This window comes from Gordonia sp. NPDC127522 (assembly GCF_042672305.1).
GTDB lineage: Bacteria > Actinomycetota > Actinomycetes > Mycobacteriales > Mycobacteriaceae > Gordonia > Gordonia hongkongensis.
The window spans coordinates 42,618-68,026 of sequence record NZ_JBHXVK010000016.1; the positions used below are offsets into that span (position 1 = coordinate 42,618).

Here is a 25,409-nt window from a genome sequence, read left to right on the forward strand (position 1 = left end):
AACGGAGAAATCGGACGTCAAGAGGACGGTCGATTCCGGCCCCGGTCATCTCGGGATGGCGGCGGGGCCGATCGTCTGGGCGCCGAGTTGCGCGACTCTGGCCCGCAATTCACGGTCGGCGGTGACCACGATGCGCTCGCGACGAGGATCCGAATCCGCGACGACGCCGACGATCGTGTCGTCGCCCGAACCCGGCGCATCGACGATCCGGACCTGTTCGCTCGCCACGACACCGCGGGCCCGACCCTCGACGACGAGCACCACCTCGAGTGGCCCCGGCAGCCCTTCGAGTCCGCCGACGGCGACGGACTCGAGCCGTGTCCGCAACCGTTCGGTGGCTCCGCGGCGATCGCGCCACCACCCGTCGGGCACCGAACCCACGACGTTGGCGGCGTCCACGACGAGCAGGGGCCGGGCGTCTGGCGTGCGATCGTGTCGGGGTTCGGACGTTTCAGACATGCCGACCATCAGTCCACATCCGGCCACCCTGGGCAAGTGCGCTGTCCGATTGGCCGATCACAGGTCGCCGTGACAGAAGCGATTCGCCGGGTCGAGGGCGGCCTTGATCTCGTCGAGCCGGCGACGGTTGTCCGCGCTGAATGCGTCCGCGGCCCGGGCGATGCGTTCGGAGCCCGAGGTGAAGTTGAGGTAGGCGGCGCCGGTCACGTAGGGCTCGAGCTCGGCGCGGGTCACCCGCAACGTCGACTCGACGGCCAATGCGACGTGCGGATCGGCTACCGCCGCAACGAGTTCGAGAAGGAACCGGCCCTGTCGCCCCCGATCGTCGGGCGCGTTGTCCGCGCTGCGAGCGATCGCTCCACCGGCGTGGCGGATCTCGCCGCACACGATGAGCGGCGCCGACGCCGGGGCCGGCCGGACCCGCGCGGCGACGATGTCGACGGCCTCGTCGGGGAGATCGTCGAACCATTCGGTGGTGACCATCACCGGCATCGGCTCGGTCGGGTCCATGCTGACGGCGTCGATCGCCGCGAACGGCAGCGCACCCCACATGTCGACGACCGGCGTGCGCCACTCGCGCCATTCGTCGACGATCGCCCGACCGGTGTCGAGATCCCCCGACCAGCAGCCCCGCACGACGGCGAAGCTCCGGCCACGGAGCGGCGCCGGGACGTCGTCCGTGGGCGGCAGGTTGAGAATCGCGACGGCCGACGTCAGCTCCTCGGACTGGGCGGGCGCCCAGTCACGGAACCGGCGGATGACCTCCTCGGCGTCGGCGGCCGGATAGAAGAGGTTGCCGGCGTACACGGTCGACACCTCGACGAGCGCGATCTCCATGGACGTCACGACACCGAGACCGCCGGCGCCGGCGCCGCGCAACGCCCAGAAGAGGTGCGGGAAACTGGTATCGGTGACCCGGATCGGCGTCCCGTCCGGAGTCACCAGGTCGAACGAGAGCACGCGGTCCGACGAGAGGCCGTAGCGCCGACCGAGCCAGCCGAAACCGCCCCCGAGGGTGTAGCCGACCGCCCCGACCCCGCCGGCCGAGCCCATCAGTGGCGCGAGACCGTACGGCGCCGCCGCGTCGACGACCGTCCGCCATGGGGCGCCGGCGCCGACCCGGGCGGTCCGGGCGACGGGGTCGACGCTCACCGACGAGAGCCGGGAGGTGTTGATCAGCAGTCCGCCGTCGGCCGGTCTCCCCGTGCCGTGACCGGTCGCCTGGACGGCGACGCGTAGATCTTCCTCGACGGCGAAGCGGACCGCCTCCACGACGTCGAAATGGTTATCGGGCACGGCGATCACGGCCGGGCGGTGCACGTCGAGTCGGTTGAAGCCGGATCGCGCGTCGAGGTAGCCGGCATCGCCGGGGCCGAAGACGTCGCCGGCGATCCGGTCGCGTAGTTGCGCAAGGACCGAGGTACGGGTCCGGACGGTGAGGCGCTCGGCGTGCTCGGGCAGGGAGGAGGCGGGTGTTGCGGGCATCGGCAGGTCCTCGGTCGCGGCCGGAACGATCCGGCGGAATTCGTCGGGCTCCGGACGACGCCGGAGTCCTGATCAGGGTCGCCGACGGGCCTTGAAGGCGACTTGAGACGGACTTGGCGACTCAGGTCGGGGACGTCAGACCCCAGGTCGTGGCCAGTGAGTCGATTCGTCGGATCAACCCGTCCGCCTCCTGCGCGAGGGCGGTGTCGCGCGCGGTCGCCAGCGTGGCGCCGACCACGGACGCCGGACGCCCGTTGGCGTACTCGTAACGTGCGCGGACGAGGAGGCGGTGGGCGTCGGCATAGCGTTCACCGGTGCGGTCGGCGAAGTCGTCGGCCCGGTCGAGCAGTGTGGCGGCGTCGGTGAGCTTGCCGGCGACGACGAGGACCTCGGCGTGCAGACCCAGCCAGTAGCCCTCACCTGTCCGCGGGTGATCCTCCATGCCGACCTCGTCGGCACCCAGTCGCTCGATGTGCTCCAGGGCGTCGTCGAGGTCGCCGGTGAGGGCGCGCGCCCACCAGTACATGCGTTCTCCGCCGCGACGGAGGTAGGCGAGGGGCCCGACGCCGTCGGACGTGATGGCCGGGCCCGCGTCCAGAACCCACCTCGTGTCGCCGAGCATCGACGCCGCGCCGACGGCGAAGATGGCCATGGCGAGCCGGGACCGTGGATCGGGATGGGCATCGGCCATCGCGGCGAAGAGGTCCCGGCCGGCGTCGACACCGCGATGCACGGTCACCGCCCAGGCGCGGAAACCGCGGGCCATCGCGAGCTGATCGTCACGGAGACCGTCGACGACGACGTCGATCGGCGCATAGTCCTCTAAGATGCGATGCGCCGCACCGAAATTGCCGCGTGTGAACTCGTCGATGCCGGCGGCGTGCATGCCCAGATGGGTGACGACCGGGTCGTCGGATCTCTCGGCGCGCCGACGCAGATCCTCCGCGAGGCGGTGACCGGTGTGTGCATCCGCGATCTGGATGTGGGCCGCGCAGCGGGCGTAGTCGAGTGTGGCGAGGAGCCGGGCGTCGCCGAGGGCGGAGGCGAGTACACGAGCGCGGTCCTGCAACTCGGGATCGGCGGCGAAGTACCCGTGCGCCGCGACGTCTCCGGCCAGTTGGGTGGTGATCGCGACGAGCTCCGCCTGCTGGTCGCCGGTCGCGCGGGCGAGCGTCGCCGCATCCCCGAGATGCCGGCGCGCCCCGTCGAAGTCGTAGGTGCGCAGGGCGATGTTCCCCGCCGCGAGGAGGGCGGTCGTGGTGCGCTCACGGTCGGCCAGCGGCCCGGCGGACCACAGATGCCGCGCGACTCTCGCCACGGCATGCGGTGAGGAGTTGCCGGCGAGGGCGTCGGCGATCGCGAGATGCAGTCGCCGTGCGCGCATGGCGGCGATGCCGTCCGCGATCGCCTCCCGGATGATGTCGTGACTGAAGCCGAATCCGAACGGGTCGTCCGGTCCGAGATCGATGACACCCGCCTCGCCCGCGGGTTCGAGGAGGTCGAGCGCCTCGTCCACCGGGCGCTTCGCGGCGGTCGCCAGCAGGACCAGGTCCACGCGGGTCCCGATGAGGGACGCGAGTTCGAGCAGTTCGGTCGTCGCCGCGGACATGCCGACCAGTCGCTGGCGCACCACATCACGGATGCCGGACGGGACGGCGCTGCCCGCGATGGACCCCCGGTCGGCCAGGATGCGGGCGAGTTCGCGCACGAAGAAGGCGTTGCCACCGGTGCGTCGCTGGATCGACGACACGGTGGCGATCTCCGGCCACTGCCGGGTCTCGCGCCGGATGAGCTCGGAGATGTCGTCGCCGCCGAGCGGGCCGACGTGGAGGCGGCGATGCTCCGGCAACCGGGCCAGCGTCGCCAGGGTGGTGGCGACGACGGGCCGGTTCGACGGCGAACGCAACGAGGCGAAGAACGTGACCCCGGCGGTGCGTCGTGCGGCCATGTGCGCGAACAACTCCAGCGACGCACCGTCGGCCCACTGCAGATCGTCGAGCACGATGATCAGCTTCGACGTCGCGGCCACCCCCTCGAGCAGATCGGCGGCCTGGTCGTAGAACTGGAATCGAGCGGCCGCGTCCGGCATCTGCCGGGGCGGCGGGATCACGTTGACGCCCTCGGTCACCATCCGGCCGAGTGAACTGTCGAGGAGTCGTTCCCGATCGGCGGGGTCGAGCCGGGGGAGGACCGCACCGAGGATCTGCACCCACGGCCACATCGAGGGTGCGGCCGGGTCGTCGACGCAGCGCCCCCACAGCACCCGGAGATCGGCGGCGCCCGCGGCCCGGCGGCCGGCTTCGTCGATGAGCGCTGTCTTGCCCGCGCCCGGTTCGCCCTCGACCACGACCACGCCGCCGTGTCCTGTCATCGAGGCGAGCACCGCCCGATGCAACGCGGCGAGCTCGTCGGTCCGGCCGACCACCGACGGGGCGTCGTCGAGGTCGGCGTCGTCGACCGATTCGTCCGTCATCGACTGCGTCGATGTCCGCGGGCCCGGTGCCGGGACGTCCGGCGCGTGCGCCACCTTGCCCGCGGCGGTGGCGGCCGGGGCGTCGAGATGCGGAGCGTGGTCGAGGATGTCGCGCTCGAGGGTGCGGAGACGGGGTCCCGGGTCGACGCCGATCTCCTCGGCGAGGGTCCGGCGGGCGGTGGCGATCGCCCCGAGTGCGTCGGACTGACGGCCGAGTCGGTAGAGGGCGGTGGCGAACAGCACCCACAAGCCCTCGTCGAGCGGCGCGCGTTCGACCTCGGTCTCCAGTTCGGTGACGAGCAGGCGGTGGTCGCCGTCGGCCATGCGGGCCTCGAAGGACATCTCCCGCGCCGCCTGCAGCATGCGGTCGAGGTGGTCAGCGGCCTCGTCCCGGAAGGCGAGGCCCTCGAACTCGGGGAGCAGGGGGCGATAGTCGGCGAGCACCTGGTGCAGCAGCGGTGCGGCACCCGCCGCGTCGCCCTGTTGCATCAGGGCACGAGCATCGCCCACCCGGGCGGTCAGCCTGCGCACGTCGACGTTGTCGGCGGCCGTCGGGAGGCTGTACCCCGTCCCGTGGGTGAGCAGGACCGTGGAGGGAGTCCGAGGCTTCCGATGCGGCTCGAGGACCTTGCGCAGGCCCGAGATGTAGGACTGGAGCGACACCTCTGCGCGCTCCGGTGGCGAATCGCCCCAGATGCCCTCGATCAGACTGTCGGCGCGCACCGGGACGCCCTCGGCGAGGATCAGCTGGGCGAGTGTCGCGCGCTGCTTGCGCGTGCCGAGTTCGACGGGGTCGGAACCGATCTGAGCCCCGAGGCCGCCCAAGACCGTATAGGAGATTTCGAGCATCAGCGTGAGTGTAAGTGGTGACCGGGTCCTTCCGGGCGGCTAGCGGCGAACGTGACGACGATCCGCCCGCGACCGCCCGGGGATGTCGGTGGCCGAGAGTAGCTTGGCAGCCATGAGTCTCGCACTGGGCATGATCACCGTCGACGCACTCGCGCCCGCGCCCCTGGCGACGTGGTGGGCCGAGCAGCTCGGCGGCCGCATCGTCGAGGACAACGACGGTTACTTCGTCGTCGTCGCGGTCGGGGAGGGCACACCACTACTCGCGTTCCAGCAGGTCGAGGACCCCACACCCGGCAAGAACCGCATCCATCTGGACCTGACCACCGACGATCTCGAGACGGAGGTGGATCGACTCGTGGCGGCGGGCGCGAGCCGGATCGCCGATCGTGAGATGCCCGGCTTCGTGTGGGTGACGCTCGCCGACCCCGACGGCAACCAGTTCTGCGTGTCGGCCCGGCACGATGCGGAGACGGCATCCTGACGCGTCCCCGCATCGGCCCGCCGAATACCGGGTGCGCCTGATGGGATTCACCCGGGCCGAACTGCTCGCCTACCGAGACCGCACCGTCGACGACCTCGTGGGCGACGGTTGCAAGCTGCTGTTCGTCGGCATCAACCCCGGCCTGTGGACCGCGGCCACCGGTGCGCATTTCGCCCGGCCCGGCAATCGGTTCTACCCGGCGCTCGCCCGGGCCGGCATCGTCGACCACGTGATCGACGCATCGACGGGCATGTCCGACGCCGACCGGACGATGCTGCTCGACCGCGGCGTGGGGATCACCAACGTCGTGCCACGCGCCACAGCGACCGCCGCCGAACTGACCGTCGACGAGTTCCGCGAGGGGGGACGCCGCCTCCGCGAACGGGTTCGTGAGATCCGCCCACGGGTTGTCGCGGTCGCCGGGATCACCGCGTATCGCAGCGCGTTCGGGCGCCGCGATGCCGTGCCGGGACGGCAGGACGAGACGTGGGACGGGGCCGAACTCTGGGTGGTCCCCAACCCGAGCGGACTGAACGCGCACGAGACGGTCGAGTCCCTCGCCGCCGCCTACCGCCGGGCCGCTGTTGCCGCCGGGGTCGTCGACGACCTCAGAAGTCCTCCGAGCTGACGACCCGGCGCCGCACCGACAGCAACTCGACTTCGGGATGGGCTGCCGCAGAACGTTCGACGGCGTCGAGCACGTCGACGACATGTCCGCGGTCGGCGGCCACCGCGCTGACGCCGATGACGGTTCGCCGATGGACGTCGAGGTGTCCGACCTCGGCAGCCGAGACCGTGTAGCGCTTGCGGAGATCGGCGACGATCGGTCGCACCACGGACCGCTTCTGTTTCAGCGAGTGCACGTCACCGAGCAGATAGTCGAACTCGCAGAACCCGATCCACATCAGTGATCGGTGCGGATCAGCGTCGCCACGTGGTCGGGTACGTACTTGGACAGCGAGCGCGGCGGGCGGTGATAGTTGCCCGACTCGATCGGATGTTTGGGCAGGGACACGCGGGGGCGGGGGACCTCGGCGTAGTCGATGGTCGACAGCAGATGCGAGATCATGTTCAGGCGAGCATGCTTCTTCACGTCGGATTCGACGACGTACCAGGGACTCAGCGCGGTGTCGGTGTGGACCATCATCTCGTCCTTGGCGCGCGAGTAGTCCTCCCACCGGTACACCGACTCGAGATCCATCGGGCTCAGCTTCCACTGCCGCACAGGGTCGTTCATGCGTGACCGGAACCGCTTGAGCTGTTCGTCGTCGGACACCGAGAACCAGTACTTGCGCAGCAGGATGCCGTCGTCGATGAGCATCTGCTCGAAGATCGGGGTCTGCCGCAGGAACCGCGAGTGCTCCTCGGGCGTGCAGAAACCCATGACCTTCTCCACGCCGGCGCGGTTGTACCAGGACCGGTCGAACAGGACGATCTCACCGGGCGCGGGCAGATGTGCGACGTAACGCTGGTAATACCACTGTCCGCGTTCGCGATCCGTCGGCGCCGGAAGCGCGGCGACCCGCGCGATCCGCGGGCTGAGGTACTCGGTGATGCGTTTGATCGTCCCGCCCTTGCCGGCGGCGTCGCGTCCTTCGAAGATGACCACCACGCGAGCGCCACTCTCGCGGACCCACTCCTGGAGCTTGACGAGCTCGGTCTGCAGCCGGAACAGCTCCGCTTCGTAGACCTTGTTCGCGACCTTGGGCTGCTTCGGTTTGTCCTTCTTCGACATGGACAGAAAGACTACGGGGTGCCGACGGCCTCGCGCTCGGATTGCAGTTCGGCGACCGACGCGTCGATCCGCGAACGGGAGAAGTCGTTGATGTCGAGTCCTTCCACGATCTGCCATCTGCCGTCGACCGAGCGGACCGGGAACGAGCAGACGAGTCCCTCGGGCACGCCGTAGACACCCGGCGACGGCAGCGCCACCGACGTCCAGTCGTCCGGCGGTGTACCGAGAACCCAGTCGTGGACGTGGTCGATGGTGGCGTTCGCGGCCGAGGCCGCCGACGACTGTCCGCGGGCCTCGATGATCGCGGTGCCGCGTCGGGCGACGGTCGGGATGAAGTCGTCGACGAGCCACTCGCGGTCCGCGGCGATGTCCGACCCGCTACGGCTGCCGACCCGGGCATGGAAGATGTCGGGGTACTGGGTCGCGGAGTGATTGCCCCACACGGTGACCCGGCTGATCTCGTCGACGCCCGCGCCGGTGCGTCGGGCCAACTGGGCGATGGCGCGGTTGTGGTCGAGACGGGTCAGGGCGGTGAACCGGTCGGCCGGGACCTCGGGCGCGTTGGCGGCGGCGACCGCGGCGTTGGTGTTGGCGGGGTTGCCGACGACGATCACCCGGATGTCATCGGCGGCAACGTCGTTGATGACCGAGCCCTGGGCGGCGAAGATGTCGGAGTTGGCGGCCAGCAGGTCGGCGCGCTCCATGCCCTTGGTGCGCGGACGGGCCCCGATGAGCAGACCGAAACTCGCCCCGTCGAATGCCTTGCGCGGATCGTCGAGGACGTCGACGGACTTCAGGAGGGGAAACGCGCCGTCGTCGAGTTCCATCGCGGTGCCCACTGCGCCCGAGACCGCCTGCGGCAACTCGAGAAGGCGCAGGGCGATGGGCTGATCCTTGCCGAGCATCGCCCCGGCGGCGATCCGGAAGACGCTGGCGTACCCGATACTGCCGGCCGCGCCGGTCACGGTCACGGTGACCGGTCGGCGGTTCACGAGGGCTTCTCGGTGAGCAGGACCTGCGCCGCGGGGCCGACGAGGACGAGCGCGTGGCCCACCGAATACCAGGTCAGCGGTTCCTTGGTGAACGCGGTCACCCAGGCGTCGGCGCCGGCGTGCGGACCGGGGCAGGCCATCATCGTCGAGGCGAGGGAGCCGAGACGCAACAGTGAGTCGTCGACGCGGAGATCCCCGATGTGCCGGTTGCAACCGGCCGACAGCGCGATCCGATTGGCGGCCGGGAAACTCACCTCCAGCGGTCCACCGCCGGGGATCTGTTCACCGGTCACCGCGGTCGAGGTGTAGGTCTTGCCCACGAAGGCGGGAGCCGGTGGCGCGGCGGCAGCGGACCCGACACCGACGATCGTCGTGCCGAGCGCCACGATCAGTGCGCTGAGCAGCAGGGTCATGCGTAAGCTGATGCGGTGTTCGCCGGAACTCACGTGCACAACGGTAGCCGACCGGACAGAGGATGGATATGACGAATGTGGGGGATCCATGGTCCCGGTGACGTGTCGGACCGAGTACCTGACCGGTCGCCACCATCGTTCGGCCACCGCCGCCTGGGTCCTCATGGCCGCCGGGATGGTCGCACTCGTCGCGCTCAACATCGCCGGGGTCGACGGTCTCATCACGTCGGCGGTGGTCGGTGGCGCGATCGCGGCGTCGTTGCTCGGGGCGGCCTTCGGCCGGCTCGGTGAACGAGGCGCGGTCCTGCTGACCGTCGACGACGACACGGTCTACTTCGGGAACGAGGACCGCACACTCGTCAGCTACCCGCTCGACTCGCTCGTCACGGTGGCCGTGGGTGGGCCGGCGGACGCGACTTCGGAGATGGCCGGCGAGCGTGCGCGTCACCTGACGGTCGTCGGGCAGAAGTATCTGAAACTCACCTTCGCGAGCCGGGACGGTGAGCCCGTTCCCGCCGACCGGACGCCACCCAGCTCGCGGGACGAGTCCGACGACACGCCCGAGACGGAGTTCTGGCGGGTCGCCGTCGTCGAAGGAGACCCGGCGGTCGCGGAGATCCTGGCCCGGCTTCGGCGGCACGCGCCGGAACGCATCGCCACGAAGAAGAAGGGCGCCCCGACGCCGGCCGGGTCGCGGGCGGCAGCGGCGAGTGCCCCGCCGGACGAACCGGTCGACCTGACCCGACCCGCATCCGGCGGGCCCCGGATCGCCGACGCGGGCTCTGACGAAGCGGCGCAACGGTTGTGGGAGGAAGCGGCGCGTCGCCACGACGAGGTCCTCGGCGCCTACGGAACCTACGAACTCGATCCCGCCATGCTGCTGAGGTATCCGGCCGTGACCGACGTGACGGTCGAACAGACGCAGACCTTCCATCTCGCGCTCGACGAGGCGATGGCCCTGCGGACCGACGACTACCCGGGCAACCGCTCGCGCGCCGACGCCTACCAGCAGTCCGTCGCCAGACTGCGGCGGGCCTGGATCGCCTGCGAGAAGAACGGCCGGCGGGTGGGCGCGAGCTACCTGGAGCAGACCGATCAGGACGACCTCGACCGCGCGCTCAAGCTCTACAACCACGCCGCCGCCAGCAGCACGCCGGCCGAACAGGCGACGTACTACGGCCGCGTCCGCGACATCGTCACCACGATGACCGATCGCGGGGTGCTGCATCCGCCCGAAGCGGCGGTGGCCGAACTGCAGGCCGTCACGCGGAGGGCGCTCGCAGCGGGTACGCCGAAGGTGTGAGGCCGACCGGTGTGGTCGCGCCGGCCGGGTTCCGGTGTCAGTACCGACCCTCCTTGATGAAGCGTCCATCCAAGGTATAGATCGCTTCGGCGTCGTCGGTGTTGGCGATGTCCATCCGGATGACGAACTGCGGAGCCTCGTCGATACGGTTGCGTTCGACCTCGACGCCCACCGCGTCACGGTCGTACTCGGGCACCGACGCACGTCTCATCAAGTCGGCCCTGACCTGGTCGAGGGTGTCCGCCGAGATGCTGTCAAAGCGGAAGCCCACGCTTCGGTAACGACCCTCGCTGACGGTTGCGACCGGGAATTCGCCGGGTGCGACGGCGACTTCGCCGCCACGGTCGCCGAGCCGGTACCTCACTAGGACCCCGCCCGAGTTCTGGATGACGCTCGCCGTGACCGGGGACACACCGTCCGCCGTCCCCTGGATGATGAACTCCTCGATGACGGGCGCGTCGACGGGGACACGAGCAGCCGCCAGTTCACGACGCGCCAGTTCGAACGACTTGGCGAAGTCCGCGGGGTCGAAGAACTCGGCGATGGTGCCGTCCGGTGTCGCCTGGACGACGTAGTCGTCGATGACACCCTCGTCGGGTTCGATGGTCCCGGTGATCAGTACCGGACCGTCCGGTCCGCGCCGCTCGATGACCACCTTGTCCAGTTCCGGTTCGGTGGCGTACGGCCGGACCGCCGCCACCATCGGGTCGGCGAGTGAGCCGAGTGTGTTCGGTTCGATGGCCGCGGCGTCGAAGGTCTTGTTCGCCCGTTCGGTGTTGGGCACGACTGACGAATTCGAGTACCCGTCACCGATGTTGATCGTCCTGGCGCGGCCGGTGTCGGGATCGAAGACGCGCGCGGAGGCCGACGGAGAGCCGACCTCGTAGTCGAGTTGCAGCACGTTGTGTACGCCCTGCGGGCCCGCGTATTCGGCGATCGCGTCCAGCATCTGCCGATGCTGATCGGCGAGAGTCGCCGCGTCCTCTTCGCCGTCCTCGTCGTCGGAGTCGATCGCGGAATCGAACCCCGAGAGCGACGGCCCCTCGACGTGCCACCCGCCGGCGACACCGAACAGCAAGGCGCCGGCCACGAGCAGGGTGACCGCGGGATAGACGAGCGCCCAGCGGCCGGGCTGGTCGTCGAATTCGGGGGTCTCGGGCTGGTCGCGGGGCGGGAGAGCGTCCGGCGGCAGTGTCGTGAACGGGGTGTCGGTCAGCGACTGGAAATTCCCCTTGGTCATCGAGGTGATCCAGCGCGCACGGTACGCGGTGTCGTTCGGTGGGTTGATCGTCGCGGTGACCATGGTCGGTTGCGAGTCGTCGGCGGTGAGGCTGCTGCGGGTGAGCGCCTCCACGTCGACCTGCGGGGCGTCCGGCGACGTGGCGCGCCGGAACTCCGGCAGTTCCGACACCCGGGAAGCGCGGGGACTGACCGCGATGCCCGCGAAGACCAGGGGGATCCCGAAGAACAGCGCGACCCACCAGTCGTTGAATGCGCCGAGGCCGACCCCGACCGCGATCAGCGACCCGGCGATCGTCGCGCGCAGGAGGCGGAGTCGAACCCTGGTCCGGCGAGTCCTGGTCATGGGCCGTCCTTAGTCCTCGAGCCGAAACGGGTGGACTGATCATAATGTCGGCGTCCTCGGTCGACCAGCGGCCGCGTACCGTTGTTGCTGACCTGACCGCCCGGAGGGGGTGGGTCGCGACAAAACCGGGAACGATCAGGAGAAATGTTTCGGTGGGAAAGCTGAGCAACAGCATGTGGCGCCTTCTGGGTGCCCAGTCGACTCGTAACCAGTCGAAGTCGTTGGGTGTGATCAAGGATGCCGAAGCCCACACCGACTGGGCCGCCGAACTCGCCGACGGCGCGTTCGGTGCGGAGGCCGAGAAACTCGACATCGCCGAGAAGCCCGCGGACCGCGCGAAGTTCCTCGCCCTGGTCCGGGAAGCCGCTGACCGCACCATCGATCTGCGGCCCTTCGATGTCCAGTTGCAGGGCGCCCTCCGGCTCCTGGAGGGCGACATCGTCGAGATGGCCACCGGTGAGGGCAAGACGCTCGCCGGCGCCATCGCCGCGATCGGCCATGTCCTGCAGGGACATCAGGTCCACGTGATCTCGGTCAACGACTACCTGGCGACCCGCGACGCGGAGTGGATGAAGCCGCTGTTCGACGCCTTTGGCATCACCGTCCACGCGGTTTCGGAGAACTCGAGCCGCGAGGAACGGCGACGCGCCTACACCGGTGACGTCACCTACGGGTCGGTCAACGAGATCGGCTTCGACGTCCTCCGTGATCAGCTCGCCCTGTCCGAAGCGGACCTCGTCTCACCGACACCCGACGTGGCGATCATCGACGAGGCCGATTCGGTGCTCGTCGACGAGGCGCTGGTGCCGCTGGTGCTCGCCGGTTCGACCGAGACCGAGGTGCCGGACGCGGCGATCCACGACGTCGTGTCTCGGATGAAGAACAAGCACTATGAGGTCGACGCGGAGGGGCGCAACGTCACCCTGACCGACGAGGGTGCGGTGTTCGTCGAGGAAGAACTCGGCGGCATCGATCTCTACAGCGAGGAGCACGTCGGCACGACGCTCGTACACGTCAGCATCGCCATGCACGCCCACTATCTCCTCGAACGCGACATCCACTACATCGTCCGCGACGGCGGCGTGCACCTCATCAACGCCTCGCGCGGCCGCGTCGCGCAGCTCCAGCGCTGGCCCGACGGGGTGCAGGCCGCGGTCGAGCTCAAGGAAGGGCTGACCCAAACCGATTCGGGTGAGGTGATCGACACCATCACGGTGCAGGCCCTGATCGGCCGCTACCCGAAGGTCTGCGGCATGACCGGCACCGCGCTCGCCGCCGGCGAGCAGTTCCGCCAGTTCTACGAACTGCGCGTCTCGCAGATCCCGCCGAACACCCCCAACGTCCGGACCGACCTGCCCGACCGGGTCTACGACACCAAGGCCAACAAGGTCGAGGCGATCGTCGCCTACGTCAAGGAGATCCACGAGACCGGACAACCCGTCCTCATCGGTACCCACGACGTGGCCGAGTCCGAGGAACTCGCGTACTTCCTCGACAAGGCCGGGGTGTCGTCGGTCGTGCTCAACGCGAAGAACGACGCCGAAGAGGCGAAGATCATCGCCGAGGCCGGCGCCCGGGACGCCGTCACCGTGTCCACCCAGATGGCCGGACGGGGCACCGACATCCGCCTGGGCGGATCGAAGGACGACGCGGACGCCCACGAGGAGGTCATCGAACTCGGCGGGTTGTGCGTCGTCGGAACGGGCCGCCACGACACCGAACGCCTCGACAGCCAGCTGCGTGGACGCGCGGGCCGTCAGGGCGATCCAGGTACGTCGGTGTTCTTCTCCAGCCTCGAGGACCCGGTTGTCACCAAGAACCTCGCGTTCAAGCGAGATCCCGTGTCGCCCAACGAGGACGGTTCGATGGGCAGCAAGGGCGTCGACCTCATCGAGCAGGCCCAGCGGATCGCCGAGGGCGTGATGCTCGAACTCCACGCGAACACCTGGCGTTACAACAAGCTGGTCAATCAGCAGCGGGACATCATCGTCGAACGTCGTATGCAGATCCTGACCACCGACGCCGCGCTCGAAGAGCTGGCGGATCTGGAACCGGACCGCTACGCGCAGTTGACCGGGAGCACGAGGACCGTGGAGACCACCACCGACGAGGCCGACGCCGAGAAGGCCGACGCCGAGAAGGCCGCGGCCGATCACGAGGCCGCCCCGGCGGTCGCGCCGGTGCCTCGCGAGGTGCTGTCACAGGCCGCGCGCGAGATCGTGCTCTACCATCTCGACCGCGCCTGGGCCGACCATCTCGCGTTCGTCTCCGACGTCCGCGCCAGCATCCACCTCCGGTCGCTGGGCAAGGAGAGCCCGCTGGACGAGTTCCACCGGCTGATCCTCGCCGAGTTCGCCGATCTACCCGGTACGGCCCTCGCGAAGGCGCGCGAGACGTTCCGGGAGGCCGACATCACCCCCGACGGCGTCGACCTCGGGTCGGCGGATCTGCACCGGTCGACGACCACCTGGACCTACATGGTCCACGACAACCTGTTCTCCTCGGGCGGAGCGAAAACCTTGCAGGGCATCATCGGGATCTTCCGGTGACCGAGCCGGAGGCGGCGACCACGCCGGCTCCGGACCGGATCGTCACGGTCCCGAACGCGCTGAGCGTGCTTCGGCTCGCACTCATCCCGGTGTTCGTGTGGCTGCTCCTCGTCGAAAAGGCGGACGGATGGGCCTTCGCCGTCCTCATGTTCTCGGGCTTCTCCGATTGGGCCGACGGCAAGATCGCGCGGCTCCTCGACCAGTCGTCGAAGATCGGTGCGCTGCTCGACCCGGCCGCCGACCGGCTCTACATCGTGATCATCCCGATCGCGTTCGGCATCCGGGAGTTCCTGCCGTGGTGGCTGATCGGTGTGATCATCGCGCGCGACGTCCTGCTGTTCGCGTCCGCGCCGCTGTTGCGTTCGCGGGGCGTGCTGGCGCTCCCGGTGCTCTACATCGGCAAGGCGGGGACCTTCGCGCTGATGAGCGCATTCCCGTGGCTTCTTGCCGGACAGCTCGATTCGATCGTGGGCACCATCGCCTACCCGATCGGCTGGGCTTTCATGATCTGGGGCGTCGGACTGTATCTGTGGTCCTTCGTCCTGTACTGGTATCAGACGATCCTGGTGATGCGGCTCATGCCGCCGCGTCACCCGGCAGGCGACTCGGCAGACAGTAGAGTCTGACGAGGACGAAAGGGGTTCGCGTGACCGACAGCAAAGTGCCAGAGACCTTGCGCTACACCGCGGAGCACGAGTGGATCGAGCGACTCGGGCCGACGACGGTGCGCGTCGGGATCACCGACTACGCCCAGGACGCCCTCGGCGACGTGGTGTTCGTCCAGCTACCCGAGAGCGGTGCGGAGGTGACCGTCGGCGAGTCGTTCGCCGAGGTCGAGTCGACGAAGAGTGTCTCGGACATCTTCGGGCCGCTCGCAGGCACGGTGTCGGCGGTGAACGACGCCCTCGACGCGTCGCCGGAACTGGTCAATTCGGACCCATACGGCGAGGGGTGGCTGGTCGAGATCGAGGCGGCCGACGAGGCGACCCTCGACGAACACCTGGGCGAGGTACTCGACGCCGCGGGTTACCGCGCCGTCATCGAGGGGTGAGTTCTCCCGGCCGTGAACGGCCGGTGCCCCGATCGACCCGGCTGATCGCCTCCGGAACGATATGATCGTCGATGCCGGAGTCGACTCGCGCGCCGGTGGGATCGGCAGGACCGGTACGGTTACGGCAGTGGGAACGAGGCGCGACGTGACACCGATGCTCACGATCTCGCGCCGAGAACTACCCGGCCGCACAAGTCATGTAGATTCGACCGGCCATCGTGGCGAGAGCCGACGGGCACCGTCCCAGGCGATGCCGGCGGTTCCGAGAACGGGGTTGGCGACTGTGCGGTCGGCACTGACGACGACGAAGGAGAAGTGGTGAGCGAAAACGACAGGGACTTCGAGGCGCCGGTGGAGACCACATCGGTGTTCCGGGAGGAGTTCATCAATGAACTCGATGCCGGGACCAGCACCTCGAGTGAGCCGGCCGACACGGGGGTCGAACGACTCGCTCCCGGGACCGCGCTGCTTGTCGTGAAGCGAGGGCCCAATGCGGGGTCGCGGTTCCTCCTCGATCAGCCGACGACCTCGGCCGGCCGGCACCCCGACAGCGACATCTTCCTCGACGACGTGACCGTCAGCCGTCGTCACGCCGAGTTCCGTCTCGGCGACAACGACTTTCAGGTTGTCGACGTGGGCAGCCTCAACGGCACGTACGTCAACCGCGAGCCGGTCGACACCGCGTCGCTGAGCAATGGCGACGAGGTCCAGATCGGCAAGTTCCGTCTGGTGTTCCTCAGCGGTCCCCGCGACGAAGCAGACGCCTGACACCCGTGACGGCGTCCACGGCCCCCCGCGGCGAAGGATCGATGTCGATCGGCACGGTCCTCGCCCAACTGCGTGATGACTTCCCGGACATCACGATCTCGAAGATCCGATTCTTGGAGTCGGAGGGTCTGGTGACCCCGGAGCGGGCTCCGTCGGGGTATCGGCGGTTCAGTCAGGCCGACTGCGAACGGCTGCGGTTCGTGCTGACCGCCCAGCGGGATCGATATCTCCCGCTGAAGGTGATCAAGGAACAGCTCGACGCGATCGACAACGGCAACGGCGGCTTCGGTCCCGGCGGAACGCGCGTGCTGTCCGCGGCCCGCGGGACCGTGGCGCCGGCCACCGACTTCGGTGCGCGCGCCGGACGCGTCTCCCGGGAGTCGCTGATCGAACGCACCGGGGTGGATTCGGCGTTCGTCACCGAACTCCAGCGCAACGGCCTGTTGACCGCCGGGCCCGCCGGGTTCTTCGACGAGGACGCCGTACGGCTCGTCGAGGCGGCCGCGGCCCTGGCCAGTTACGGCCTGGAGACGCGCCATCTGCGGGCGTTCAAGGTGTCCGCAGATCGCGAGGCGGGCCTCGTCGCCCAGATCGCCAACCCGATCGCCAAGGGCAAGGGCACCGGTGCGCGCGACCGTGCCGAGGAACTCGTGCGCGAGATCGCGGCCTTGTCGGTGACGCTGCACACGCAGTTGGTCAAGGCGGCCGTCAAGGGTGCGCTGGACTGAGATCGCGGTGCGCGCGTGCGGCCGCCGCACCGGACTGAACAGCGACGATCCGTCGAGGGCGCCCGCTGAGGGGATCCGCTGGGGTGCCGCGAGTCGGCCGCCGCTGTCCGCTCAGTCGGTGTAGCGTCGAGGTCACTGAATCGAGCGCCGTACAAGGCGTCTGGGAGGTGCGAGATGAGCGAGATGCGTGTGGTGGGCATCAGGGTCGAACCCCCGCAGAGTCAGCCGGTGTTGTTGCTGCGCGAGGTCGAGGGCGAACGCTACCTGCCGATCTGGATCGGGCAGAGTGAAGCTGCGTCGATTGCGTTGCGGCAGAAGGGGATCGAGCCCCCTCGTCCGTTGACCCATGATTTGATCGTGAACCTCATCAAGGAGTTCGGGCAGACCCTCGTCGAGGTCCGGATCGTCGACATGCAGGAGGGCACCTTCTACGCCGAGATGATCTTCACCGGCGACCTGCGGGTGTCGGCGCGGCCGTCGGATTCGATCGCGGTCGCGATGCGTGCCGAGGTGCCGATCATCGCCGACGAAGAGGTTCTCGCCGAGGCGGGGTTGCTGATCCCGGACGAGGATTCCGACGAGTCCGCCGAGGTGCAGCCCGAAGAGGTCAAAGAGGACGAGGTCGAGAAGTTCAAGGAGTTCCTCGACAACGTGTCCCCGGACGACTTCAAGGCAAGCGGCGCCTGACCGGTTCGTGGACTCCGTCGACGAACGTGTTCGCCGACCGGAACCGAAACTCAGATCACGGAATCGACACCGCCCGATCACCATTTGTCTTGATCTCAAGTTGAGGTTGAGTGTCGTGGCGAGTCGCGTTGATCCACCGTCCTCCGCCGCATAGCGTCATCAGCGACATCGAGCACCGCACACGGGCCGATGAAGATGATCGGCCGACCCGAAACAGCCTGGACCGCGTACTGTGGACGTGGACGTCAGGCACCGTGGTGCGGCGTCCGATCCGAGCTTTGCGAGGGAGTCAGAAGTGGGCGATCGTCCGGTCGACAGCGAAACGACGTCGAGCGACCAGTCACCCGATCGTCCGGTGGGCGAGCGTTCCGACGCCGTCCCGACCCAGGGCAGTCTCGGCGACATCGCCCCGGGCCTCTTCCCGGACGACACGGTGCCCGACGAGCTCGTCGGCTACCGGGTGCCGAGCGCCTGCCAGATCGCCGGGATCACCTATCGCCAGCTCGACTACTGGGCCCGCACCTCGCTGGTCGTCCCGTCGATCCGTGGAGCGGCGGGTTCCGGTAGCCAGCGCCTGTACTCGTTCAAGGACATCCTCGTCCTCAAGATCGTCAAGCGTCTGCTCGACACCGGGATCTCCCTGCAGAACATCCGCGTGGCCGTCGACCACCTCCGTCAGCGCGGGGTCGAGGACCTCGCGAAGATCACCCTGTTCTCGGACGGTACGACGGTGTACGAGTGCACCTCGGCCGAAGAGGTCGTCGACCTCCTGCAGGGCGGGCAGGGCGTGTTCGGCATCGCCGTCAGCGGCGCGATGCGCGAACTCACCGGCACCATCGCCGACTTCCCCGGCGAGCGGGCCGACGGCGGTGTCAGTGAGACCGCACCCGAGGACGAACTGGCCGCGCGGCGCAAGAACCGCGCCCGTCGCACCGGATAGTCGAGACTCCGCGTAGACTGGCCCCGCGTCGCTACGCTGCGGGAGAGCGCCGTCGGATACTCATCGCCGGCGGCCGCCGAAGGAGCAACACCTCTCCGTCAAACTCTCAGGCACCCAGGACCGCGGTGGTGACGACGTCTCTGGAAAGTGACGATCCGTCGTCCGCCCACGGTGAAAGGCGATCGCGCAGAGTTGCGCGGCGCCGAATCTCTCAGGCGTCACATCGGCTGTGGCCGAAGACATGACAGAGGGGGAGGGCCAGCAGCCGGTCCGTGTACCGGCGCCTGCGAGAGGTTGCCCGCCACCGTGTCCACCACTGAAGCGACCCCGTCCGACGCCCCAGAAGGATCCCGCCCGGATCCCACTCCGGCCGTCCCCCAGCTTTCAGCCGCCTTCGTCGACCGTCATGTCGGTCCGGACGCCGACGAGACCCGCCGGATGCTCGAGGCGATCGGCGCGGCTTCCCTCGATGATCTGGCGCACCGCGTCATACCCGCCGTCATCGCCGACGAACTCGATTCCGACGTCCTGGGGGCGCTGCCCGAACCGCTCAGCGAGAGTGCGGTCCTCGCACAACTCGGTGACCTCGCAGCCCGTAACACCGTGGCCCGGTCGATGATCGGGCTCGGCTACTACGGAACCGACACGCCCGGCGTCATCCTGCGCAACGTGCTGGAGAACCCCGCCTGGTACACCGCGTACACGCCGTATCAGCCGGAGATCAGTCAGGGACGTCTCGAGGCGCTGCTGAACTTCCAGACCATGGTCGCCGACCTCACCGGCATGGAGGTGGCCAATGCCTCCATGCTCGACGAGGCCACCGCGGCCGCCGAGGCGATGACGCTGATGCGTCGCGCGGGCAAGTCGAGGTCGAACCGCGTGATCGTCGACGCGGACCTGTTCCCGCAGACGCGCGCCGTCCTCGACACGCGCGCCGAGCCCCTGGGCATCGAGGTCGTCGAGGCCTCGTTGCACCCCGATCTGCCCGGATGCGGACTGCCGGACGGCGACTTCTTCGGCGTGATCCTCCAGGTGCCGGGCGCATCGGGTCGCATCGTCGACGCCACCGCGATCGTCGACGCAGCGCACGAGCGCGGCGCTCTCGTCGCGGCCGGTGCCGATCTCCTGGCGATGACACTGGTCACGCCGCCCGGCGAGCAGGGAGCCGACGTCTGCTTCGGCACGACGCAACGCTTCGGTGTGCCGATGGGCTTCGGTGGACCGCACGCGGGTTACCTCGCCGTCGGGTCGAAGCACGCCCGACAGCTTCCCGGGCGGCTCGTCGGCATCTCCAAGGATGCCGACGGCAACCTCGCCTACCGGCTCGCGCTGCAGACCCGCGAGCAGCACATCCGCCGGGAAAAGGCCACGAGCAACATCTGCACCGCGCAGGTGCTGCTGGCGGTGATGGCCGCCATGTACGCCTCGTACCACGGAGCGGACGGCCTGCGTGCCATCGCACGACGCACCCACGACGCAGCGGCCCGAATCGCCGACTCGATCGCCGCGGGCGGATTCTCGGTGGCACACGCGAACTTCTTCGACACCGTCGAGGTGCACGCACCCGGTCAGGCCGACACGATCCTCGCCCGCGCCCGCCACGACGGGATCAACCTGCGACGCGTCGACGCCGACACCATCGGCATCGCCTGTGACGAGACGACGACCGACGCCGACATCGATGCCGTCCTGCGGGCCTTCGACGTCGCCGGCGTCACCCCGCGGGCACTCGCGCAGCCCATCGAGAATCGCACCAGCGAGTACCTGACCCATCCGGCGTTCAACCGGTACCGCACCGAGACCGCGATGCTGCGCTACCTGCGGGCCCTGTCGGACAAGGACATCGCGCTCGACCGCAGCATGATCCCGCTCGGGTCGTGCACGATGAAACTCAACGCGACGACCGAGATGGAACCCATCACGTGGCCCGGCTTCGCCCAGCTGCACCCCTTCGCTCCGGCCGACGACACCACGGGCATCCGCGAGCTGATCACCACGCTCGAGGGCTGGCTCGTGGCGGTCACCGGTTACGACCGCGTCAGCCTCCAGCCCAACGCGGGTTCACAGGGGGAGTTCGCGGGACTGCTCGCGATCCGCGGCTACCACCTCAGCCGCGGCGACGTCGACCGGGATGTCTGCCTCATCCCGTCGAGCGCCCACGGCACCAATGCCGCGTCGGCGGTCATGGCCGGGATGCGCGTCGTGGTGGTCGGGTGCCGCGAGAACGGCGACGTCGACCTCGACGATCTGCGCGCCAAGATCGCGGCGAACGAAGGCCGGGTCGCGGCGATCATGATCACGTACCCGTCGACGCACGGCGTCTTCGAGCACGACGTCCGCGACGTCTGCGGTGCCGTGCACGACGCCGGCGGCCAGGTCTACGTGGACGGCGCCAACCTCAACGCGCTCGTCGGTGTCGCACGGCCGGGTCATTTCGGCGGTGACGTCAGCCATCTCAACCTGCACAAGACGTTCTGCATCCCGCACGGCGGCGGCGGGCCCGGCGTCGGACCCGTCGCGGTCCGGGAGCATCTGGCCCCGTTCCTCCCCGGACACCCGCTCGCCGACGAACTGCCCGGGTCGGCCACGATCGCCGCGGCCCCGTACGGCTCGGCGGCGATCCTGCCGATCACCTATGCCTACATCGCGATGATGGGCGCGGACGGTCTCCGGCGGGCGACGCTCACGGCGATCACCGCCGCCAACTACGTCGCCAAGCGGCTCGGTGAGCACTATCCGGTGCTCTACACCGGCGAGGACGGCTTCGTCGCCCACGAGTGCATCCTCGACCTCCGGGCCATCACCAAGGCCACCGGCGTCACCGTCGACGACGTGGCGAAACGACTCGCCGACTACGGTTTTCACGCACCGACCATGAGTTTCCCGGTGGCCGGCACGCTGATGGTCGAGCCCACCGAGAGCGAGAACCTCGACGAGATCGACGCGTTCTGCGATGCGATGATCGCCATCCGCGGCGAGATCGAACTCGTCGGACGAGGGGAGTGGCCCGCCGAGGACAATCCGCTCCGCGGCGCCCCGCACACGGCCGAGTCGCTCGTCGGCGAGTGGGACCACCCGTACTCGCGGGAACTCGCCGTCTACCCGCAGGGACTGCCGTCCGCGGGTGGCCGGGCGAAGGTGTGGCCGGCCGTCCGGCGGATCGACGGGGTGTACGGCGATCGCAACCTGGTGTGCAGCTGCCCGCCGATCGAGGCCTACAGCTGAGACGGAGGGGTTTGACGGTGGTGGCCGCGAGAGCGGTCACCACCGGCCGCTAGCCCCCCGCGCTTCCCGACGGCACCGAGGGCGGCGTGGAGCTCGCCGGGACGCTGGCCGGCCCGTAGACGAGCCGGTTGATGGCGACGATCGCGCCGTTCTCGGGCGTCGGCATCGGATTGGGCGTGCGCGGGAACGTCACGGTCGGGGTCGGGGAGGGCATCGGGGCGTCGCCGCGGAAACCGAGCTCGGTCAGCAACTGCAACTGCTCGGGCTCCGAGGCGAACTGGATGAACTCGGCGACGGCATCGGCTGCCGACTCGGTGACCTCGGGACCCGACATCCGGATGACGGGGTAGTCGGCGATCGGAGTCGGACCCGACGGGATGAGTTCGGCCAGGCGTGCGCGGTCGTCCTCGCGCGTCATCTGGAACAGGCGTTGTTCGGTGATGGGCACGACGTGGATCTCCGCTCGGGCCGCGTCCGGTGCGTCGGCGATGGCTGTTGCCGCGCCCTGGGGTGTCCCGTCCGGGGAAAGCGGCGCGCCCTCCAGCATGGCGCGCACACTGGAACTGGCCCGCGGCGACTCGGCGTCGGCGGTGGTCAGCGGTCCGGTGGTCCGGGTGACGCGCGTCGCGACCGCCTGGGCGGCCAGCGCGCTGGCGTCGGACTGTGCGCCGATCGGCATCGCCATGCGCAACGATCCCCAGCCCTGGAGTCCGAAGTCGGCAAGTGAGTTGTCGCGGCGCTGCAGGGTGGGGATCTGGGACCAGTCGAGACGGCCGGCCAGGGAGCTGTTGAGCTCGGGGGACACCGCCAGTACGACCGGCGTCGAGACCAGCGATCGGGTGTTGCCCTCGATCGCATCGGGTTTCGCCGCCGCCAGATCTGCCGACCACACCGACGACTGCGGCACCCAGGCGGCCGGGTACGCGCCCATCGACTCGGTGTCCCACGACCCAGACAGACCGTCGAGGGTGATCTTCGCGTCGCCCGGCCGGACGTCGACGGTGACGCATTTGTCGCGCACGACGGGGTTCGTCTCGCCGAAGTTGCGGGCGACGGCCGCCAGTCCCGGCGCGATGTCGGGATCGGCGACGATCGGTACCGACTCACGACCCTCGACGCACTGCGCGGCGGCCTCCTCGGCCTGGCGATCGATCTGATCGCCGAGGTCCTGCCAGGTGACGACGACGGCCGCGACGAGCAGGATCGACAAGAGTGCGGCGACGACACCTCGGCTCACGCCGCGGCTTCGGATGCTCTCCCCGCCGCTACTCCGGTGATGTGCCAACGCCGATGCCCTCCCTGCTCGGTGCGTCCCTCGCCCGGTCGGCCGTGGCGAACCGGTGCGCAGTGCAGGGTACGACGATACGCCGTGCCGATCCTCGGCGGTTCGGCACGGTCGTATCGCCTACGTGGAACCCGGTGCTCAGCCGGCCGGGTTGGCCGCCTTGTACTCGCGGCGGCGGCGGTGCAGGATCGGCTCGGTGTAGCCGCTCGGCTGCGTCGTGCCCTCGAGGATCAGCTCCTTGGCCGCCTGGAAGGCGATGTTGGAGTCGAAGTCCGGCGCCAGCGGCCGGTAGGTCGGGTCACCGGCGTTCTGCCGGTCGACGACCGGGGCCATCCGCTCGAGCGATGCGACGACGTCGGACTCCGCCACGATGCCGTGGCGCAGCCAGTTCGCCAGTAGCTGGCTCGAGATCCGAAGCGTCGCACGGTCTTCCATGAGGGCGACGTCGTGGATGTCGGGCACCTTGGAGCAGCCGACACCCTGGTCGATCCATCGCACCACGTAACCCAGGATGGACTGGCAGTTGTTGTCGAGTTCCTGCTGCTTCTCCTCGTCGGACCAATCCGTCTTCGGCGCGAGCGGGATGGTGAGGACGTCCTCGACCCGGGCGGGATCGCGCTTGGCGATCTCGTCCTGGCGCTCGAAGACGTCGACGAGGTGGTAGTGCAGCGCGTGCAGTGTCGCAGCCGTCGGCGAGGGGACCCACGCGGTCGTGGCGCCGGCCTTCGGATGTCCGATCTTCTGCTCGAGCATGTCGGCCATCAGGTCGGGCATGGCCCACATGCCCTTGCCGATCTGCGCCTTGTGCTGCAGGCCCGCGTGCAGACCGGTGTCGACGTTGAAGTTCTCGTACGCGCCGATCCAGGTCTGCTGCTTCATCTCGGCCTTGCGGACCATCGGCCCGGCCTCCATGGACGTGTGGATCTCGTCGCCGGTGCGGTCGAGGAAGCCGGTGTTGATGAACACCACGCGCTGCTCGGCTGCCTTGATGCAGGCCTTGAGGTTCACCGTGGTGCGGCGCTCCTCGTCCATGATGCCGACCTTGAGCGTGTTCTCGGGCAGGCCGAGGACCTTCTCCACGCGACCGAACAGTTCGACGGTGAAGGCGACCTCGTCGGGGCCGTGCATCTTCGGCTTCACGATGTAGACCGAACCGCTCCGCGAGTTCTGTAGACCCTCTGCTTGCGATCCATTCGGCCCGCTCGCTTCGCTCCCGGCGCCGCTCAAACCGTGGATGCCGATCAGTGACGTGATCAGACCGTCGAGGATTCCCTCGGGGACCTCGTTGCCGTCGGCGTCGAGAATCGCGTCGTTGGTCATCAGATGGCCCACGTTGCGGACGAACAGCAGTGAACGCCCGTGCAGGTCGAAGGTGGTGCCGTCCGGCGCGGTGTACTCGCGGTTGCCGTTGAGCACGCGCGTGAAGGTCTTGCCGCCCTTGGTGACCTCTTCGGACAGGTCGCCCTTGTTGAGGCCCAGCCAGTTCCGGTACCCGACGACCTTGTCCGCGGCGTCGACCGCGGCGACCGAGTCCTCGAAGTCCATGATCGTGGTGATCGCGGATTCGACGACGACGTCCTTGATGCCGGCCGGGTCGGTGGAACCGATGGGCGAGGACGGATCGATCTCGATGTCGAGGTGAAGACCGTTGTTGCGCAGCAAGATCGAGGTCGGCGAAGCCGGGTCGCCCCGATAGCCGACGAACGCGGTCGGGTCGGCCAGGGTGGAGGTCTTGTCGCCGTCGAGCGTCACCTGCAGCGCACCATCCCGGACGGCGAACGCCCGCACATCGGTGTAGCTGCACTGTTCGAGCGGCACGGCCTGGTCGAGGAAGTTCTTGGCGTAGGCGATGACCTTGTCACCGCGCACCTTGTTGTACGACGAACCCTTCTCCGCACCGTCGGCCTCGGAGATCGCGTCGGTGCCGTAGAGCGCGTCGTACAGCGAACCCCAGCGGGCGTTCGAGGCGTTCAGGGCGAAGCGCGCGTTGAGGATCGGGACCACGAGCTGCGGGCCCGCGGTGTCGGCGATCTCGCGGTCGACGTTCGACGTGGTGATCTGGAAGTCGGCGGGGACCTCCGCGAGGTAGCCGATCTCGGTGAGGAACGACTTGTAGGAGTCGAAGTCGGCGCTGCCGGGGGTGAGGTCGGCGTCCTTGTGATCGCGGTGCCAGGCGTCGAGCTTGGTCTGCAGGTCGTCGCGGACGGCGAGCAGTTCGCGGTTGCGCGGGGCGAGATCGGCGATGACCGAGGCCGCACCGGTCCAGAAGGCGTCCGCATCTACACCGGTACCGGGCAACGCCTCGTTGTTGATGAAGTCGTGCAGGACGGTAGCGACCTGCAACCCGTTGACGGTGATCCGGTCAGACATGGCAGCCTTTCTCGAGCGAATGACGACGCAT

General features: G+C 68.9%; 21 protein-coding genes and 1 riboswitch. Of the genes, 11 read left to right on the forward strand and 10 right to left on the reverse strand.

All coding sequences use genetic code 11. The annotated features are described in order from the left end of the window. Positions 1 to 45: 45 nt before the first annotated feature. The 3 genes from ACFVHY_RS19700 to ACFVHY_RS19710 all read right to left on the reverse strand — a co-directional run bounded on the left by ACFVHY_RS19700 (position 46) and on the right by ACFVHY_RS19710 (position 5,266). Complete coding sequence (locus ACFVHY_RS19700) at positions 46 to 459, reverse strand: hypothetical protein (protein ID WP_390274890.1); 414 nt, start codon at positions 457 to 459, stop codon at positions 46 to 48. A gap of 57 nt (positions 460 to 516) precedes the next feature. After that, positions 517 to 1,944: an FAD-binding oxidoreductase gene (locus ACFVHY_RS19705; RefSeq protein ID WP_390274892.1), complete on the reverse strand. Its 1,428-nt coding sequence runs from the start codon at positions 1,942 to 1,944 to the stop codon at positions 517 to 519. Positions 1,945 to 2,065: 121 nt separating this feature from the next. Next, on the reverse strand, positions 2,066 to 5,266 hold the full coding sequence (locus ACFVHY_RS19710) for a BTAD domain-containing putative transcriptional regulator (RefSeq protein ID WP_390274894.1): 3,201 nt from the start codon (positions 5,264 to 5,266) through the stop codon (positions 2,066 to 2,068). A 112-nt stretch (positions 5,267 to 5,378) separates the two neighbouring features. Between ACFVHY_RS19710 and ACFVHY_RS19715 the strand changes: the two genes are divergently transcribed. Both ACFVHY_RS19715 and ACFVHY_RS19720 read left to right on the forward strand, forming a co-directional pair. Further along, the gene (locus ACFVHY_RS19715) at positions 5,379 to 5,747 is read left to right on the forward strand and encodes a VOC family protein (protein WP_390274897.1); all 369 of its coding nucleotides are present in this window, start codon (positions 5,379 to 5,381) and stop codon (positions 5,745 to 5,747) included. A gap of 40 nt (positions 5,748 to 5,787) precedes the next feature. Continuing rightward, on the forward strand, positions 5,788 to 6,375 hold the full coding sequence (locus ACFVHY_RS19720) for a mismatch-specific DNA-glycosylase (RefSeq protein WP_288815240.1): 588 nt from the start codon (positions 5,788 to 5,790) through the stop codon (positions 6,373 to 6,375). Here the strand turns inward: ACFVHY_RS19720 and ACFVHY_RS19725 are convergent. From ACFVHY_RS19725 to ACFVHY_RS19740, 4 genes are read right to left on the reverse strand one after another with little or no spacing between them, the layout of a single operon-like run. Then, positions 6,356 to 6,652: a DUF503 domain-containing protein gene (locus tag ACFVHY_RS19725; protein ID WP_058253180.1), complete on the reverse strand. Its 297-nt coding sequence runs from the start codon at positions 6,650 to 6,652 to the stop codon at positions 6,356 to 6,358. The genes ACFVHY_RS19720 and ACFVHY_RS19725 overlap by 20 nt on opposite strands. Continuing rightward, positions 6,652 to 7,482, reverse strand: a complete 831-nt coding sequence (gene ppk2, locus ACFVHY_RS19730; protein ID WP_390274899.1) for a polyphosphate kinase 2 — start codon at positions 7,480 to 7,482, stop codon at positions 6,652 to 6,654. Before ppk2 ends, ACFVHY_RS19725 begins: the two co-directional genes overlap by 1 nt. 11 nt (positions 7,483 to 7,493) lie before the next feature. After that, positions 7,494 to 8,474, reverse strand: a complete 981-nt coding sequence (locus ACFVHY_RS19735; RefSeq protein WP_390274901.1) for a malate dehydrogenase — start codon at positions 8,472 to 8,474, stop codon at positions 7,494 to 7,496. Further along, positions 8,471 to 8,887 (reverse strand): META domain-containing protein, encoded by a 417-nt coding sequence (locus ACFVHY_RS19740; protein WP_159371926.1) that lies wholly within the window; start codon positions 8,885 to 8,887, stop codon positions 8,471 to 8,473. The genes ACFVHY_RS19735 and ACFVHY_RS19740 overlap by 4 nt, the downstream gene beginning before the upstream one ends. An 88-nt stretch (positions 8,888 to 8,975) precedes the next feature. Here ACFVHY_RS19740 and ACFVHY_RS19745 point away from each other — a divergent pair, with 88 nt between their 5' ends. Then, on the forward strand, positions 8,976 to 10,190 hold the full coding sequence (locus ACFVHY_RS19745; RefSeq protein ID WP_390274902.1) for a hypothetical protein: 1,215 nt from the start codon (positions 8,976 to 8,978) through the stop codon (positions 10,188 to 10,190). A gap of 37 nt (positions 10,191 to 10,227) precedes the next feature. On the opposite strand, the gene ACFVHY_RS19750 is transcribed toward ACFVHY_RS19745, so the two are convergent. Further along, complete coding sequence (locus ACFVHY_RS19750) at positions 10,228 to 11,775, reverse strand: hypothetical protein (protein WP_390274905.1); 1,548 nt, start codon at positions 11,773 to 11,775, stop codon at positions 10,228 to 10,230. A gap of 152 nt (positions 11,776 to 11,927) precedes the next feature. Between ACFVHY_RS19750 and secA2 the strand changes: the two genes are divergently transcribed. The 8 genes from secA2 (at position 11,928) to gcvP (ending at position 21,723) form a co-directional block, all read left to right on the forward strand. Beyond that, the gene (gene secA2 / locus ACFVHY_RS19755) at positions 11,928 to 14,324 is read left to right on the forward strand and encodes an accessory Sec system translocase SecA2 (RefSeq protein WP_390274907.1); all 2,397 of its coding nucleotides are present in this window, start codon (positions 11,928 to 11,930) and stop codon (positions 14,322 to 14,324) included. Then, a complete protein-coding gene (locus ACFVHY_RS19760) occupies positions 14,321 to 14,950 on the forward strand; it encodes a CDP-alcohol phosphatidyltransferase family protein (RefSeq protein ID WP_055475391.1) in 630 nt (209 codons plus the stop codon). Before secA2 ends, ACFVHY_RS19760 begins: the two co-directional genes overlap by 4 nt. 20 nt (positions 14,951 to 14,970) lie before the next feature. Then, positions 14,971 to 15,375: a glycine cleavage system protein GcvH gene (gcvH, locus tag ACFVHY_RS19765; protein ID WP_055475392.1), complete on the forward strand. Its 405-nt coding sequence runs from the start codon at positions 14,971 to 14,973 to the stop codon at positions 15,373 to 15,375. Positions 15,376 to 15,690: 315 nt separating this feature from the next. Continuing rightward, the gene (garA, locus tag ACFVHY_RS19770) at positions 15,691 to 16,143 is read left to right on the forward strand and encodes a glycogen accumulation regulator GarA (RefSeq protein ID WP_055475393.1); all 453 of its coding nucleotides are present in this window, start codon (positions 15,691 to 15,693) and stop codon (positions 16,141 to 16,143) included. Positions 16,144 to 16,184: 41 nt separating this feature from the next. After that, a complete protein-coding gene (locus ACFVHY_RS19775; protein ID WP_055475436.1) occupies positions 16,185 to 16,871 on the forward strand; it encodes a MerR family transcriptional regulator in 687 nt (228 codons plus the stop codon). A gap of 174 nt (positions 16,872 to 17,045) precedes the next feature. Further along, positions 17,046 to 17,558, forward strand: coding sequence for a bifunctional nuclease family protein (locus tag ACFVHY_RS19780; RefSeq protein ID WP_055475394.1), 513 nt, complete (start codon positions 17,046 to 17,048; stop codon positions 17,556 to 17,558). 295 nt (positions 17,559 to 17,853) lie between these two features. Continuing rightward, entirely contained in the window at positions 17,854 to 18,498 is a 645-nt protein-coding gene (locus tag ACFVHY_RS19785) for a MerR family transcriptional regulator (protein ID WP_390274912.1), read from the forward strand. Between the two features lie 29 nt (positions 18,499 to 18,527). Then, positions 18,528 to 18,631, forward strand: a riboswitch (glycine riboswitch). 173 nt (positions 18,632 to 18,804) lie between these two features. Then, positions 18,805 to 21,723: an aminomethyl-transferring glycine dehydrogenase gene (gene gcvP, locus ACFVHY_RS19790; protein ID WP_390274914.1), complete on the forward strand. Its 2,919-nt coding sequence runs from the start codon at positions 18,805 to 18,807 to the stop codon at positions 21,721 to 21,723. 49 nt (positions 21,724 to 21,772) lie between these two features. Here gcvP and ACFVHY_RS19795 read toward each other — a convergent pair whose 3' ends face one another. Then, positions 21,773 to 23,008: a substrate-binding domain-containing protein gene (locus tag ACFVHY_RS19795; protein ID WP_390274917.1), complete on the reverse strand. Its 1,236-nt coding sequence runs from the start codon at positions 23,006 to 23,008 to the stop codon at positions 21,773 to 21,775. A gap of 138 nt (positions 23,009 to 23,146) precedes the next feature. Further along, the gene (locus ACFVHY_RS19800) at positions 23,147 to 25,378 is read right to left on the reverse strand and encodes a malate synthase G (protein WP_390274919.1); all 2,232 of its coding nucleotides are present in this window, start codon (positions 25,376 to 25,378) and stop codon (positions 23,147 to 23,149) included. Positions 25,379 to 25,409: the final 31 nt, after the last annotated feature.

Coding starts and splice junctions, on each gene's coding strand:
- ACFVHY_RS19700 (WP_390274890.1), bottom strand. CDS start 459: ATGTCTGAAACGTCCGAACCCCGACACGATCGCACGCCAGACGCCCGG.
- ACFVHY_RS19705 (WP_390274892.1), bottom strand. CDS start 1,944: ATGCCCGCAACACCCGCCTCCTCCCTGCCCGAGCACGCCGAGCGCCTC.
- ACFVHY_RS19710 (WP_390274894.1), bottom strand. CDS start 5,266: ATGCTCGAAATCTCCTATACGGTCTTGGGCGGCCTCGGGGCTCAGATC.
- ACFVHY_RS19715 (WP_390274897.1), top strand. CDS start 5,379: ATGAGTCTCGCACTGGGCATGATCACCGTCGACGCACTCGCGCCCGCG.
- ACFVHY_RS19720 (WP_288815240.1), top strand. CDS start 5,788: ATGGGATTCACCCGGGCCGAACTGCTCGCCTACCGAGACCGCACCGTC.
- ACFVHY_RS19725 (WP_058253180.1), bottom strand. CDS start 6,652: ATGTGGATCGGGTTCTGCGAGTTCGACTATCTGCTCGGTGACGTGCAC.
- ppk2 (WP_390274899.1), bottom strand. CDS start 7,482: ATGTCGAAGAAGGACAAACCGAAGCAGCCCAAGGTCGCGAACAAGGTC.
- ACFVHY_RS19740 (WP_159371926.1), bottom strand. CDS start 8,887: ATGACCCTGCTGCTCAGCGCACTGATCGTGGCGCTCGGCACGACGATC.
- ACFVHY_RS19745 (WP_390274902.1), top strand. CDS start 8,976: ATGGTCCCGGTGACGTGTCGGACCGAGTACCTGACCGGTCGCCACCAT.
- ACFVHY_RS19750 (WP_390274905.1), bottom strand. CDS start 11,775: ATGACCAGGACTCGCCGGACCAGGGTTCGACTCCGCCTCCTGCGCGCG.
- ACFVHY_RS19775 (WP_055475436.1), top strand. CDS start 16,185: ATGTCGATCGGCACGGTCCTCGCCCAACTGCGTGATGACTTCCCGGAC.
- ACFVHY_RS19780 (WP_055475394.1), top strand. CDS start 17,046: ATGAGCGAGATGCGTGTGGTGGGCATCAGGGTCGAACCCCCGCAGAGT.
- ACFVHY_RS19800 (WP_390274919.1), bottom strand. CDS start 25,378: ATGTCTGACCGGATCACCGTCAACGGGTTGCAGGTCGCTACCGTCCTG.